The organism is Synechococcus sp. H55.8, assembly GCF_047462375.1.
In the GTDB taxonomy this organism is placed as follows: domain Bacteria; phylum Cyanobacteriota; class Cyanobacteriia; order Thermostichales; family Thermostichaceae; genus Thermostichus.
In genome coordinates, this window is the sequence record NZ_JANSJC010000019.1 from 26952 (window position 1) to 41307 (window position 14356).

General features: G+C 60.2%; 13 protein-coding genes and 1 tRNA gene. 4 read left to right on the top strand and 10 right to left on the bottom strand.

What is annotated here, in order from left to right:
• The first annotated feature begins 122 nt into the window (after positions 1 to 122).
• Positions 123 to 1160 carry a hemolysin family protein gene (locus tag NW862_RS09115; RefSeq protein WP_414332631.1) on the top strand — a complete coding sequence of 346 codons (1038 nt, stop codon included), beginning with the start codon at positions 123 to 125 and terminating at the stop codon, positions 1158 to 1160.
• Positions 1161 to 1169: 9 nt separating this feature from the next.
• Here NW862_RS09115 and NW862_RS09120 read toward each other — a convergent pair whose 3' ends face one another.
• From NW862_RS09120 to bioB, 3 genes are all read right to left on the bottom strand, one after another.
• Entirely contained in the window at positions 1170 to 1466 is a 297-nt protein-coding gene (locus NW862_RS09120; RefSeq protein WP_414332633.1) for a 2TM domain-containing protein, read from the bottom strand.
• 88 nt (positions 1467 to 1554) lie between these two features.
• Positions 1555 to 3630 carry an ATP-binding protein gene (locus NW862_RS09125; protein ID WP_414337423.1) on the bottom strand — a complete coding sequence of 692 codons (2076 nt, stop codon included), beginning with the start codon at positions 3628 to 3630 and terminating at the stop codon, positions 1555 to 1557.
• Positions 3631 to 3788: 158 nt separating this feature from the next.
• Positions 3789 to 4721 (bottom strand): biotin synthase BioB, encoded by a 933-nt coding sequence (bioB, locus tag NW862_RS09130; protein ID WP_414337425.1) that lies wholly within the window; start codon positions 4719 to 4721, stop codon positions 3789 to 3791.
• Between the two features lie 109 nt (positions 4722 to 4830).
• Here bioB and NW862_RS09135 point away from each other — a divergent pair, with 109 nt between their 5' ends.
• On the top strand, positions 4831 to 5826 hold the full coding sequence (locus tag NW862_RS09135; protein WP_414332639.1) for a deoxyhypusine synthase family protein: 996 nt from the start codon (positions 4831 to 4833) through the stop codon (positions 5824 to 5826).
• A 142-nt stretch (positions 5827 to 5968) separates the two neighbouring features.
• On the opposite strand, the gene NW862_RS09140 is transcribed toward NW862_RS09135, so the two are convergent.
• The 3 genes from NW862_RS09140 to NW862_RS09150 are packed head-to-tail and all read right to left on the bottom strand — an operon-like array spanning position 5969 to position 7927.
• Positions 5969 to 6517, bottom strand: a complete 549-nt coding sequence (locus tag NW862_RS09140; RefSeq protein WP_414332641.1) for an ankyrin repeat domain-containing protein — start codon at positions 6515 to 6517, stop codon at positions 5969 to 5971.
• A gap of 4 nt (positions 6518 to 6521) precedes the next feature.
• Positions 6522 to 7295: an MBL fold metallo-hydrolase gene (locus NW862_RS09145; protein ID WP_414427108.1), complete on the bottom strand. Its 774-nt coding sequence runs from the start codon at positions 7293 to 7295 to the stop codon at positions 6522 to 6524.
• Positions 7292 to 7927 carry an anthranilate synthase component II gene (locus NW862_RS09150; protein WP_414427109.1) on the bottom strand — a complete coding sequence of 212 codons (636 nt, stop codon included), beginning with the start codon at positions 7925 to 7927 and terminating at the stop codon, positions 7292 to 7294. The genes NW862_RS09145 and NW862_RS09150 overlap by 4 nt, the downstream gene beginning before the upstream one ends.
• Before the next feature lie 171 nt (positions 7928 to 8098).
• Here NW862_RS09150 and NW862_RS09155 point away from each other — a divergent pair, with 171 nt between their 5' ends.
• A complete protein-coding gene (locus NW862_RS09155; RefSeq protein WP_414348896.1) occupies positions 8099 to 10510 on the top strand; it encodes a DEAD/DEAH box helicase in 2412 nt (803 codons plus the stop codon).
• 229 nt (positions 10511 to 10739) lie between these two features.
• Positions 10740 to 11285: a hypothetical protein gene (locus NW862_RS09160; RefSeq protein ID WP_414332647.1), complete on the top strand. Its 546-nt coding sequence runs from the start codon at positions 10740 to 10742 to the stop codon at positions 11283 to 11285.
• Between the two features lie 338 nt (positions 11286 to 11623).
• Here the strand turns inward: NW862_RS09160 and NW862_RS09165 are convergent.
• The 4 genes from NW862_RS09165 to NW862_RS09180 form a co-directional block, all read right to left on the bottom strand.
• A tRNA-Ser gene (locus NW862_RS09165) sits at positions 11624 to 11708 on the bottom strand.
• 72 nt (positions 11709 to 11780) lie between these two features.
• Positions 11781 to 12206, bottom strand: coding sequence for a DUF2358 domain-containing protein (locus tag NW862_RS09170; protein WP_414332649.1), 426 nt, complete (start codon positions 12204 to 12206; stop codon positions 11781 to 11783).
• Positions 12203 to 13000, bottom strand: a complete 798-nt coding sequence (locus tag NW862_RS09175) for an MBL fold metallo-hydrolase (protein ID WP_414332651.1) — start codon at positions 12998 to 13000, stop codon at positions 12203 to 12205. Before NW862_RS09175 ends, NW862_RS09170 begins: the two co-directional genes overlap by 4 nt.
• A gap of 4 nt (positions 13001 to 13004) precedes the next feature.
• Positions 13005 to 14345: a TldD/PmbA family protein gene (locus NW862_RS09180; protein ID WP_414348881.1), complete on the bottom strand. Its 1341-nt coding sequence runs from the start codon at positions 14343 to 14345 to the stop codon at positions 13005 to 13007.
• Positions 14346 to 14356: the final 11 nt, after the last annotated feature.

Consider the following 14356-nt stretch of genomic DNA (forward strand, 5'->3'; position numbering starts at 1 on the left):
TGGGATCCCGTTGGTGATGAAAATGTGCCGACCCGCTTTTCTTTGCATTGGCCGAAGCTACCCATTTTCTGCTCTGGGCAACATGGATCTGGATCCCGTTCCGCTGTTGCGGACGGAGCGCTATGGTTAATGTCTTCCTCTTAGCCTTTTTGCTTCTCCTTTCGGGAGCTTGCTCTGGGGCCGAAACGGCCATCACGGCCATGGATAACTTGCGCCTGGAATCCCTGATCGAGGAACAAGGGGATCCGCAAGGCTTGTATCGACTGGCCCAACAACAGCGCTCACGGCTGATCACCACCCTGTTGTTGGTGAACAACTTTGTCAACATCGGCATTGCTGCCCTGGCCACAGCCCTCTCCATCGAGCTGCTGGGATCCCAGTTTGGAGCTTTGGCCGCCACTGTGCCCACCACGATCCTGGTGCTCCTGTTTGGAGAAGTAGCCCCAAAGTCCCTGGCGGTGAGTCATCCCCTGGGGGTGTTCCGCTGGGTGGTGCGGCCTGTCCATATCCTCTCGGTGCTGCTGCGCCCTTTTACCGACGCCTTTGAATGGATTGTCAGCCGGCTGTTCAACCTGTTGGAGCTCTCGCCGCTGACGGCCACCGCTTCCCTCAAGGATTTGGAGCTGTTGATCGACGTGCTGGGGCAGCGGGGGCTGCTGGATTGGCAAAAACGGCGCCTGTTTCGCGGGGCGCTGGCGTTGGATTTGCTCCAGGCGGGAGATGTGGCCAAACCTAGAGTAAAAATGGAGACCATCTCCCACGATAAAACCCTGCAGGATGTGGTGAAGCTCTGCCTGGAGACGGGCTACTCCCGCATCCCTGTGCAGGGGGAATCTAAGGACGAGATCGTCGGCGTCATCCACCTCAAGCAGGCCCTGCGCCACCTGGAGCAAAAGGGCAATGCCGAGGTGACCAAGGCCATGTCCCCGCCTTTTTTTGTGCCCGATACCAAGCGCGTCAGCCTGTTACTCAAAGAGATGCTGCGCTCCCGCCAACACCTGGGGATCGTGGTGGATGAGTTTGGCGGCACCACCGGCCTGATCACGCTGGAGGACATTTTGGAAGAGCTGGTGGGAGATATCTACGACGAAAGCGATCTCTCCCCCCTGCTGCTGCAGCGACAACGACGACAGCGCCCCTCCTCCCCTGGCTCCCCTTGAGGGAGGCCGCTAGCCGGCTTCTACAGAGTCTTCGTTGGCTTCGGGGGGGAGCTCCACAAAACCTGGATCGGCAGGGTAGCGGGCCACAAAAAAGATCGAGAAGCTGTGGATCCCCAGGCCTAGGCCCCACCAGCCCAGCAGCGGCACCAGCCACGGCCAATCCGCCCGGTACAACTGCTGGAAAAACACCAGTCCCGACGCGCTGCAGAGAAAAACGGCCAGGTGGGCCGCGTAGGTGTAGCGGTCATCCAGCTTGCGAAACTCGGGATCCCGACGGGAGGGCTTCCGGGGCCAGCGAGGCGGCATGGCAGCAACCCCTCACAACTCAAAACCTTCTCCAGTGTAGAACAAGCCACCACCAGGGATCCCTGCAGCCGTACGGGCTTTTTGCTCCTTAAGAGGTTTGCTGGGGATGCTCCCGCCAGCGGCAACTGGGGGGATCCGTTTCGCCGGGCTGGGCGGCAAACTCCAGCGGCCCGTTTTCGGTGTATAGGTGCAGGTCGAACCAGAAGGTGGATCCCTGTTCCAGCTTGCTTTCTAGGCAGATGCGGGTGTGGTGTTTCTCCAGAATGTTGCGCACAATGGCCAGGCCCAGGCCGGTGCCCTCCAAAGTGTGGACGCGGTTCTCGACGCGGAAAAAGCGGTCGAAGATCCGCTCTTGATCCTCCGGGGCGATGCCGATGCCCGTATCGGCCACCGCCACCCGCACCGCCTGCGGGGATCCATCCGCCTGTACCACCAGGTGGGCATGCACCGTCACCAGACCTCCCGACGGCGTGAACTTGAGAGCGTTGCCCAAAAGATTGGTCATCACCTGCAGCAGCAGATCGTAGTTGCCCCACACCAGGGGCAGATCCGGATCGACAAACTTGCGCAACTGGATCCCTTTGTCGCGGGCTTGCAGGTGGTGGGTGCGCAGGGTTTGCTCGATCACCGCCGCGATATCGACGGCCTCGAAGTGGTACTGCTTGCCCGACTCCAGACGCGACAAATCCAACACATCGTTGACCAAGCGGGTGAGGCGATCGGTTTCGCGGTTGGCAATTTCCAGATAGTCCAGCCGCTCCTCTGGCGACATCTGCTCGCCGTACTCGTAGAGGGTCTCGATAAAAGACTTAATACTAAAGAGGGGGGTACGCAGCTCGTGGCTGATGTTGCTGATGAACTGGGCCTTGGCCTCGTTGAGCTCCACCTCGCGGGTAATGTCCTGCACCGTCATTACAATCCCCTTGAGGTTTTGCCGCCGCGGGTCGGATACCGGCGACAGCAGGATGCGAACGACGCGCTTGATGGGGCCGCTGAGGTTGACGCGAATTTCCTCTGCCTCTTGATCCCCGCGGGCAATTTGCATCAGGGGGCGGGCCAACTGCTGCCGTAGATCCTCCGGCAACAGCTCCGGCAAGGGCTTGCCCAAGACGGGATCCCCTTCCCAGCCGAACATGCGAGAGGCCGCCGGGTTGAGCAGCAGCACCCGAAACTCGGCATCCAGCAAAATGGCGGCATCGACGATAGAGAAAACCAACGTCTCCAACTTGGCTTTGGCGGCGGCCAGTTCTTCGATGTTCTGCTCTTCGTAGCTCTGCAGCCGCTCCGCCATCTCGTTAAAGCTGTCGATGAGCTGGGCCAGCTCTCCCCCAAAGGGCAGGTCGATGCGCTGCTTGAAGTTGCCCTTGGTGATCTCCTGAACGCCCTTGACCAGTTCTTTGATGGGATAGGTGATGGTGAGGGCGTTGACCACGGATCCCAGGATGGCCAGAACCCACACTGCCAAAAACACCCCAATCGAGACCTCCCGCGCCAGTTGCGTGGAGCGCACAAGGGCGGGGTTGGGGTTGATGCCGAGGCCAAGGGTGCCCAAAAAGCGGCCCTGATGATAGATGCCGACAAAAATGTCCGTCACCCGCCCGGCGGGGGTGAGGTGGGTGCGCACCAGCGGCTGGCCCTCGGCAGGCGGGCGGTTGTCCGGCAGTTGCATGCGGCGGGTAAGGCTGAGGGAGGTTTTCACCTCCTGGTTGGAAAACGGGATCCCGTAGTAGATGTTCCCCTCCGGGTCGGCGTAGAGCAAATAGCGAATGCTGCTGGTGCTCTCAAAATATTGCCGCGACAGTTGGACCACTTCGCCGATGCGATCTTCTGCGATCAGGGGGGCGACATTGGCTGCCAATAGCAATCCCAGATCCCGGCCAAAGCGGGCCTCGTTAAAGCGGGCATTCTGCTGCACGGTGCTGACGGCCCAGAAGGTGAAGCTGCTCACCACCAGCGAGACCACCAGCGTGGCCACAAAGAGCAACTGGGTCTCCAGGCGCAGCTTTTGTTTCCAGCGCGCCCACCAGCGCCGCAGGGATCCCCAAAAGCCCCCTCCCCTTGTCGGCTCCGCAGTCTCCCCAAGCGAGAGCTCTGGAGGAGAAGAAGCAGCCGCCTCAGGGGATTGGACTTCGGCAAGGGGCTCGGCAGTGCTGACAGGAGACATGAACCCGACGTAACAACCCTGGAGAACGCTGTCGCCACCATTTTGACATGGCTGCCGACAGGGTTAAGAAAGGGTTAGATTTTCTGAAAAGATTGTTACAACAGAAGGGACACGCCTAGATCCAACTAGGGATCCTAAAGGCGCAAAAGGAAATGCTTCTAGAGGGGTTGCAGGCCTAGCTTCTCAAGCAAAGCCGCATCGGCGGCCGAGCCTGGGTTAGGCGTGGTCAACAACTTTTCGCCGGTGAAGATGGAATTGGCGCCTGCCGAGAAGCACAGCGCCTGGTCGCTCTCGGACAGGTTTTTCCGCCCTGCCGAGAGCCGGATCTGGGCTCTGGGCAGCAGCAGCCGAGCCGTGGCGATGGTGCGCACCAGCAGCAGCGGATCGGGAGGGGGAAGCTGGCCCAGGGGCGTGCCAGCCACCGGCACCAGCGCGTTGATGGGTACCGAAGTGGGCGGCGGCGTCAGGTTGGCCAAAACGTGCAGCAGGGCGATGCGGTCTTCGTCGGTCTCCCCAAGGCCGACAATGCCGCCACAGCAGATCTGCAGGCCGGCTGCCCCCACATGGGCCAGAGTCTCCAGGCGATCCTGGTAGGTGCGCGTCGTGATGATGCGGGGGTAGAACTCCGGCGAGGTGTCCAGATTGTGGTTGTAGGCCGTCAGCCCTGCCGTCGCCAACTGCTGCGCCTGAGCAGCCGACACCATCCCCAAAGTGACACAGGCTTCCATCCCCAGCTCGCGCACCGTGCGCACCATCTCCAGCACCCGCTCAAACACCTCCCCTTCCGGGGCTGACCGCCAAGCAGCGCCCATACATAGCCGGGTGGCACCGGCTTTTTGAGCAGCCATGGCCTGCTCGCGCAGCGAATCCAGGGAGATCAAGGGGTAGGTCTCGATCCCTGTCGAGTAGCGGGCGCTTTGGGGGCAATAGGCGCAGTCTTCCGGGCAGCCGCCCGACTTGATGTTGACAAGGGCGCAGAGTTGAACCCGGTTGGGAGGGTGGTGCTGTCGGTGCACCGCTTGCGCCTCGAACACCAACTGCAGCAGCGGCCGGTGGTAGATTTCGCGAACGTACTCCAGAGCAATGGCCATGCCGGCAATGTCCAAAACTCCCTAAAAGCTTGCCAGCGCTCTTAGGTTTGGTTACGATAAGGAGTCTGTGCTTTGAGAAGGCGAACCCGTCTCGCTTAGAAACTCAACAATGATAACCGCAGAAGCAGTGGCCAAAGGCCCTATCAGCCAATTTGTTGAGCATCACTTTCGCCACTTCAACGCCGCCGCCCTGGTGGATGCCGCCAAGGGCTACTCTGCTCACCTGGAAAAAGGCGGCAAGATGATGGTGACCTTGGCCGGCGCCATGAGTACGGCGGAGCTGGGGCTCTCCCTGGCCGAGATGATCCGCCAGGACAAGGTGCACGCCATCTCCTGCACCGGCGCCAACCTGGAGGAAGACATCTTCAACCTCATCGCCCACGACTTCTACGAGCGGGTGCCCAACTACCGCGACCTCAGCCCGCAGCAGGAGCAGGAGCTGCTGGAGCGGCACCTGAACCGGGTAACCGATACCTGCATTCCCGAAGAAGAGGCGATGCGGCGCCTGGAAAAAGCTCTGCTGGAAGAGTGGATGGCTGCCGACCGGGCCGGGGAACGCCACTTCCCCCACGAGTTCATCTACCGCATCCTGCGCAGCGGCAGGCTGGAGCCCTACTACCAGATCAATCCGCGGGATTCCTGGGTTTACGCGGCCATGGAGGCCAACTTGCCCATCTACGTGCCGGGCTGGGAGGACTCCACCACCGGCAACATGTACGCTGCCCACTGCATTACCGGTGAGATCCGCCATGTCCATACCGTCCGCACGGGCATTGAGTACATGATCCAACTGGCGGACTGGTACACGCGCACCTCGGCAGAGTGCTCCATCGGCTTCTTCCAGATTGGCGGCGGCATTGCTGGCGATTTTCCCATCTGCGTGGTGCCCATGCTGCACCAAGACCTGGGCCGCAAAGGGATCCCCCTGTGGGGCTATTTCTGCCAGATCAGCGACTCCACCACCAGCTACGGCTCCTACTCGGGGGCAGTCCCCAACGAGAAGATCACCTGGGGCAAGCTGGGGGTTGACACACCTAAGTTCGTCATCGAGTCGGATGCCACCATCGTGGCGCCTTTGATCTTCGCCTGGGTGCTGGGGTGGTAGGGCCGTCTCAGGGCACCTCCCGCTCGGTCGTCCCTGGAGCGGCAGCCAGGGGAAGGTACAGCTGTTTCAAACGGGATGAAGACATTTCGCCCCCCACTCCCAACACAAGGAGAGAGGGGTTGCTGAGGGTCAGCGATTGTCCTTATGGTTCGGGGCGGGGCCATTGGGAGAGCAGAATCGCAGCTTCCCAGCGCCTCATGTCCTGGGCAATGCGCAGGGGGGTAAGGCCGTAGCCGTCCGGCTCGTCAATCTCGGAGCCATGCTCCAGCAGCAGCCGCACCACCGCGGGGTTGCCCGACCAAGCGGCAAAATGCAGGGGCAGGCCGCCGGCCCCGAAGCGGGCGTTCACTTCGGCACCTCCCTCGAGCAAAGCCTTGGTCACTTCAGGATTGCCCAGGCGGGCAGCTTGGTGCAGGGGGCTGGCTCCGCCGCGATCTAACCGGTTGGGATCCGCCCCAGCGGCCAGCAAAAGGCGGGTGTTGAGGCCGCTTTCGACGAAGAACAGAGCCGTCTTGCCCCGCTCCTCGACGACATTGGCGTCTTTCCCCAGCCAGAGAGCCAGTTGCAGCCGCAGCGGGTTGGCGGTGGCCAGGACTTGAGGATCTTCTGGCAGGGAGTACCCGTAGACCCCCAGCCCTCCCAGCAGCAGGGATCCCAGCCCGACACCCACAGCCCACCACCTACGCTCCATGGCCCTACTCCTCAAAGAACAGGATGGCAATCCCTTGGCTGGGCAGGGCCTGGGCCGAAAGCAGCAACGGGTTGCTGAGGGCAGGTTGCGCGGCAGCGGCGGAAAATAGGCGCAAAAACGCTTCTAAAGGTTGCAGCTCGCATTGGGACGCCTCGGCGGCGGTGCGATACATAGTCGGGATGACCAACTTGGGCTGCAGCGCTTCGATGGCTGCCTTGGCCCCGGCGGGATCGTAGTTTTTCGGCCCACCCCCCACCGGCACCAGCAAGAGGTCAGGGCGAGCCAGCAGGATGGACTGTTCCCGGCCAATGGGCTGCAGGGCCCCCCCCAAATGGACAATGTCGATCCCGGCCATGCGCCAGCGCCAGCCCACGTTGAGGCCAAAGCGGGGGCCCCGCGGCATGCGCACCCCCTGCACGCGGATCCCATCGATGACGTAGTCCCCGGGCTGAAACAACACCCTGGGGTTGCCGGGCACGACGTCCAGGGCCCCTTCGTCGAGAAGGCGGCTGCTGAGCAGCACCAGATCGGCATTAACGCTGGGAGCAGGGTAGCCGGCTGTACAGCCCCCAGGCCGAAAGGGGTTGACCAGAAAGCGCTTGCCCTCCCCCTCGAACAAAACGCAACTGTGGTGCAGCCAGGTCAGTTGCAGGCTCTGGGAGGTGAACTCCAGGGATCCCCCTGGGAAAGGGGCCGTTTGGGCAACCGCCCATTGACCCCCTACGGCGAGGGATCCCACCAGGCCGGCGCTGGCTTGCAAAAGCTGGCGACGCTTCATGGGCACGGGATCCCTGACGCGACGACGGCAGCCGCTGGCTGGGACGATCCCGAGACATGGAGCTGAGCCAGGCGCAGGAAGTTGCCCAACAGGCGCTTGCCCTCCAGGGTCAAGATGCTTTCTGGGTGAAACTGCACCCCCTGAACGTGAGGATAGCGGCGGTGGCGCACCCCCATGATGATCCCACTGTCCGTTTGAGCCGTCACCTCCAGCTCTTCAGGACAGGTGGAGGGCTCAATGACCAAGCTGTGGTAGCGAGTTGCCGCAAAAGGCCGGCTTAGCCCCTCAAACACCCCCACCCCTTGGTGGTAAATCAGGGAAGTTTTGCCGTGCATCAACTCAGAGGCGCGCACGATCTGGCCACCGTAGACCTGGCCGATGCACTGGTGGCCCAGGCAGACGCCCAGAATGGGCAGCCTTGGCCCCAGCTCCCGAATCAGCTCCAGCGAGATGCCAGCATCCTCTGGCCGTCCCGGCCCGGGGGAAATGACCACCCCCTCTGGCTGTAGCTGGCACAGCTCGGCAACCGAGAGCTGGTCATTGCGAAAAACCCGCACCTGCGCCCCCAGTTCCCCCAGGTATTGCACCAGGTTATAGGTAAAGCTGTCGTAGTTGTCAATAACGACCAGCACGATAGCATCCGGCGACGAGACCCCATTTTATCATTGCCCAGGAGGCTGCTAACCCTCGGCTCGGCATTTAGAGCCAATACCCTGAGGAAGCTTGTATTCTGGAAGGTATAACACATAAGCAGCAGCGAGTTGGCTGGCTTTCCAGATGTCAATGCCGACTTCTTGGATCCCATGAATGCGCTTCTCTCCCCGGCAACCGATTTGCTGGACGAGTTGCGGCAGCTTTTCCCCTTCGAGCTGGACGAATTTCAGATCCGGGCCATTCAGGTTCTGGCGGCAGGGGAATCGGTGGTGGTCTGTGCTCCCACTGGATCCGGCAAGACCCTGATCGGAGAATATGCTATCTATCGGGCCTTGTCCCAGGGCAAGCGGGCTTTTTATACAACCCCTCTGAAGGCTCTTTCCAACCAAAAGTTTCGCGATTTCGGCCAGCAATTCGGCCCGGAGCGGGTTGGCCTCCTCACCGGCGACATCTCCATCAACCGGGAGGCGCCGATCTTGGTGATGACCACCGAGATCTTCCGCAACATGCTCTACGGCACGCCGCTCTCTCTGGCGGTTCAGAGAGGGGCCTACGCCAGTGAGATGGAACCTTGGGAGGATGCGGAGGCCCTGAACCGGGATCCCTTGCGGGATGTGCAGGCGGTGATCCTGGACGAATGCCACTACATGAACGACCAGCAGCGGGGCACCGTCTGGGAAGAAGCGATCATCTATTGCCCCCCCACAATCCAGCTCATCGCCCTTTCGGCCACCCTGGCCAACAGCGACCAGCTCGCCGACTGGATGAACCAGGTGCATGGTCCCACCCGCCTGATCGACTCCAGCCATCGCCCGGTGCCGCTGCAATTTCACTTTGCCAATCGCAAAGGACTGTTCCCCCTGCTGGAGCAAACGGAGTCGGGCCAGTGGGTTCGCAATCGCCGCCTAAAAAGCAAACCCTCCAAGTCCGGCCAGTCCTCCTATGGGGGGGTGCCAGATATGGTGCAGGTGGTGGAAAACTTGCGCCAGCGAGATATGTTGCCGGCCATCTATTTCATTTTCAGCCGCAAAGGTTGCGACCTGGCGGTGGCCGGTGTGGGGAACTTGGACTTAATCGCCAGCGAGGCAGAACGGCAGCAGTTGGCCGAGCAGATCGACTGCTTTTGCCGGGAAACGCCGGAAGCTGTGCGTCGGGATCAACTGGATGCCCTCTACCGGGGTATTGCCGCCCACCATGCCGGCATGTTGCCCGCCTGGAAGGGCTTGGTGGAGCACCTGTTTCAGCAGGGATTGGTGAAGCTGGTCTTCGCCACCGAGACCTTGGCCGCCGGGATCAACATGCCCGCCCGCACCACGGTCATCTCTTCTCTTTCCAAGCGCACCGATAACGGCCACCGCCTCTTGACCGCCTCTGAGTTTATGCAAATGTCGGGCCGGGCCGGGCGACGGGGCAAAGATGTGATCGGGCATGTGGTGACCTTGCAATCGCCTTTTGAAGGGGCGCAAGAGGCGGCGCGGCTGGCCACGGCGGGGGCGGATCCCTTGGTGAGCCAGTTTACCCCCACCTATGGCATGGTGCTGAACCTGCTGCAAAAGCACTCTTTGGAAGCGGCGCGGGATCTCATTAACCGCAGCTTTGGCCAGTATTTGCTCTCGCTGCAAAAGCTGCCCGAACAACAAGAACTGCAGCAGACGCGCGCCGAGCTGGAAGAGATCGACCGCCTCCTGGGAGATATTTCTGCTGAAGATATCGCCCGCTATGAGAAAATGCAGGCGCAGCGGCGGGAAGAACGGCGCATCTTGCGCTACCTACTCAAACAGCGAGAAGCCGAGCCGGATCCCACCCTGCGCCTGTTGGCTTTTCCCCACATCCAAGCCCAAGAGGAAAAGATCCGCGCCCTGGAAGCTCAAATCCGAGAGAATCCCGCCCACCAAGTGGGGAAAAAACTGCTGGGCCTACGAGAAAAACGGCAGCGCTTGCTCAAGCGCCTTGAGCATCTGGAGCGGCAAAGCGATTCGGTGCAGGAGTTGCGCTGGCAGCAATTTATGGCCTTGGTGGGGGTGTTGCAGGAGTTCGACTGTCTGCGGGAGTATCAACCTACCGCCAGCGGAGAGGTGGTGGCCGCTCTGCGAGGGGATAACGAGCTCTGGCTGGCGCTGGCTCTGCTCTCTGGGGAATGTCAAGGCTGTGCTCCTCATCATCTGGCCGGAGTTGTGGCTGCCTTGGTTTCAGAGCCTCCCCGTTCAGGTACCTACAGCCGGCTGCGCACCTCGGGGCTGGTGGAGGATGTGTTGCATGGGTTACGGGGCCTGCGGCGGCAACTGTTCCGCAGCCAGCGGCAACACCAGGTGTTTCATGTGCCGATTGGGTTTGAGCCCAGCTTGGCCGGGATCGTGGAACACTGGGCGCAAGGGACTCCTTGGAAAACCTTAGAGGCCAGTACCAACCTGGATGCCGGCGACTTGGTGCGCCTGATCCGTCGCACGTTGGATTTGCTTTCTCAGATCCCCTATGTCCCCCATCTGCCGTCAGAGTTGCGGGAAAATGCCCGCGAAGCCCAAAAGATGCTGGATCGCTTCCCGGTCAGCGAGCTGATCTAGAACTAGAATTACTGACTTTCTCTTTTTCAGGGACACAAGTGTAGCTATGCCACTGTTTGCAGAAAGCCTAGCTGCTAGCCTTTTGACCAACCCCAGTGTAATCCTACTTCAAAGCCTTCAGAAGTGATTGAGCTGCTGGACAGATTCCAGGGGTGTTCATGGATGATACTCTATCTGGGAAAAAAGCCTTTGGGCTTTATCAGAGTTAAGAAAATGAGGTGAGTACAACGTGCCTGACTTCAACTATTGGAAAGATAAGTACAAACATTCCTGGGAGGAGTCTGCAAAGCGAGAGCATAAGGTTGCAAAGCTTCTGGAGTCTATGTCTGATGGCAGAATTCAAGTTGAATTTAGAGGTTTAGGGACAGGCCAGTCAGAGTACCTACCTGGGAACGCAACACAGCATGGTCACGAGAAAGGTGATCCAGATATCTTTGTCGTTGGAACAAACGTGTACCTTGAAATTACTGGGCCATTGACAACCTCGGTCGACGAACATCAGCCTCTGTGGATTAGACCTGACAAGGTTCAAAATGCTCAAAGAAAAAGAGAAGGAGAACATGAGGTTTGGTTAGTGCATCACTTGCCTCGGAACGACTTGTTACGTACGGTAGCGCTCGACACTGAATTTTTTAATGCCTTGCAAGATGGAGAGTTTCCAATCGTTAACCCTAAAATTCGTGGAGCAGAAGAAAAGTATTACTCCATTCCAGCAAACCATCATTGCGTCGGATCAATAGATGTTCTGATTGAAAGACTGACGAGAGGAAGGTAACCCGAACTATACATTAACTAATTCGTAGAGCTAAACTTTACGCTAAATGTTGGCTAATCCAAGAAGAGAAGAAATTGACTACATTGAATCAGGGATCCGTCCGATGAAGCTGACAATGAGGTTTGGATCAGTGGCATTGGTTGTGCAGAGCTCGAACTGGGCTTGGCACTTCTGATGGCCAACTCCGTTAGGTCCATGCCCGACCCCGCTTGCCGTGTCCCACTGTAGCCTGGATCTCAGTGGACTTGGCCAGACTTCCCTGGACACCAAAAAGCCCAGAAGCCTCACCAGATAAGAACTTTCTGGACTTGGGTGGATACCAGTGGACTACCTGATAACGGAGAGAGTGGGATTCGAACCCACGGTGAGTTGCCCCACACAGCATTTCCAGTGCTGCGCCTTCGACCACTCGGCCATCTCTCCAGCGCACAGATTAATGACTTTCCAGCAGAGCTAAAAAGTCAGCTTTGTGATCCTAGCAAAGGATGGCGGTCACTAAGAGGATCCTTTGGCATCCCCAGGCCGAAACATTTGCCGCATCACCTTCCAGCGGGAGCAGCGCCAGTAGTCAACGTGGGATTCGATGAGACCTGCGGGGTTAAGCCGCATCTCTGTCCAGCCGGGGATGCACAGGCGGGGACGCCAGGGCAAAAAAGACAGGGATCCCCTCAGCGTCCACTCGCTGCGGATGTGGCTGCCGCTCTGGTGGATGTCGTGCAGCTCAAGATGGATATCCTGCAGCCAGCGCTCTAGGCTGGCGATCATAGCTCGATAGCGATCCAGGCCGCGAAACTCGTTGAGGGGATCCCGGAAATAAACCTGGGGGTCGTAGATGGAGTAGGTTTGATCCCGGGGAAAGCGGGCGTAATCGGCCCGCAGGATGGCCACCAGGTCGAGGCTGGGCTGAGAAGGGTGGCTCATGCTCTGACCTCAGCGGGAAGGGATACCGTCTCCCCCGGGGCAGGACAGCACAGCCGGATGGATTGGCCGGTGGCGGCGTTCAGGGATCCCAGCTTTTCCCGGAACTCCTCTAGGCTCCCCAGAGGGCGGATCTGGGCGGCAAACCAGCCGTGGTAATCTACCTCTCCCATAGCGGTGGGAATCACCTGCTGTGGGCGCAGGGCGGCCACCACCTGCAGGGCCCGCTCCGGCCCCATGATCACCTCGCCCAAGAGGGGAAAGATCTGACCTACCACCGGGATCAGCAGGGTGTGGATGGGGGCAAACTCCTGCTGCAGCCGCGGGCGGATATCCGGTTGGGAGAGGTGGGGCTCGTAGTAAAGCCGCGTCTGGGTCGGCAGCTCCTCCAGCAAAAAGCCCAGCTCCCGCACCGGCCCCAGGGGTGCTCCCGGAACCGCTGTGATGCGCAGATCTCCCCACTGCACTGACTGCCAGGGATCCAGGGCCTGCACCCTCTTAAAGCCAAGGCTCCGTGCCACGCGGGCGGCTGTCGGCGCAGCGAAAACCGGGATCTGCCGGTTCAGCCGCTGCAGGGTGGGGGGGTGGCAATGATCCGGCTGGCCCTGGCTGAGGAGGATGGCGTCGAGTTTGGGCAGGGTTTCTGGTGTGAAGGGCGGCACCTGGCGGTGCTCCAGGCGGATGAACCAGGGCAGGCCAAAGAACACCAAGGGATCCACCAGCCACGGATCCAGCAGAAAAGTCTGGGTCTGGGTATGGATTAGCCAACTGTTGAGGTCGATGCGGGTGAGTTTCATGGTGCTACTGCCCGGTGATGGAGAGATCGGCTACCCAAATGCGGGGACACAGACCAGCAGGGGTGATTTGGGGCTCCGGCTCGACGTAGAAAATCGACTGCAAGAGTCCTAGAAAATCCCCCGCTACCGTTGCCGCCTCGATACTGATGCGCTCTCCCTGGCGCACCCACCAGCCCTGAAAGGGCAGGGAAAAGGATCCCTGCAGAGGCTTGACTCCGGCATGGAGAGCCTGCAGCTCGTCAATCCAGACCACATTCTCAGCCGTGGCCAGGTCGTAGGTGCTCTCTGGTGGAGCCCCGGCAAAGACGTGGTAGTAGTGGGCCGCCACCGTCACCTTGGCGCCGATATTGGCATGTCCCGTGGGCTGGGCCCCCAGGCGTTTGGCGGTGCCGGCGCTGTGCAAAAAGTGGGTCAGAACTCCATTGGTGATGAGGGGAACGCGGCGGGTGGGAGTGCCTTCACCGTCGAAGCTAATTGCGCTCACGTTGGTAGGGTGCAAGGCGTCATCACACACCGAGAGCAGCGGCGAGGCAATCTGCTTGCCCAGTGAGTCGGGAGTGGACAGGCTTTGGTTGTCCAGGATGTTTTGGGCGTTGAAGAGATTGGAGAAAGCGCCCAAGAGGCTTAAAAAAGCTTCCCCGGAAAAAACCACTGTGTATTTCCCCGAAGGGATCCGCTCGTACTCCAGGTGGCTGATGAGTTTCTCGGCTGCTTCCTTGACGCAGCCCTGGATATCCAACTCCTCCAGGCTGCGGGCTACCCGCATAGCGCCGGCGCTGCGGGGTTTGCGACCCTCCTGTTCTGCCTTGCCGTAGAGAAAGACCGAGGTCAGGGTGTGGCCCTCCTGTCGCAGAGCCTGGTCGCTGTTGAGGTAAAAGCGGTCGATCTGCCGCTGGGCCAGGCCGTTGTAGGGTACCCCCTGGATGGCGGGATGGGATCCCAGTAAAGCCTTCTCAGCGGCCAGCAGTTGCTCCAGAAGCTCGCTGGCCAGCGCCAGCGGCCTTTTGGCGTTACAGGGTTGGAGAATGGGCAGCTTCGCTTCTGGACTCAATTGGGGTGCGTGTTCCCGCACGCCGAAGTGGCTGGCTTCAAAGGCCGTCTGCAGAGCCAGTTCCAGCCCTGCCTCGTCCACAGCGGTGGTGGAAGTCACCCCCACCTGGCCCTGGTCGTTCCAGGCCCGCACCGTCACACTGCAGCGGTGAGAGGCTTTTACCTGACGGGGCTCCCCCTGCTCCACCTGCACGCTGGTCTCGTCCACCTCGGCTCCGTAGAGATCAAACTGGGGGATCCCCAAACGTTTGGCACAGCTTTGCGCCTGTTCGGCCAAGGCCTCAACTTGCAGCATCGCTACTCCTT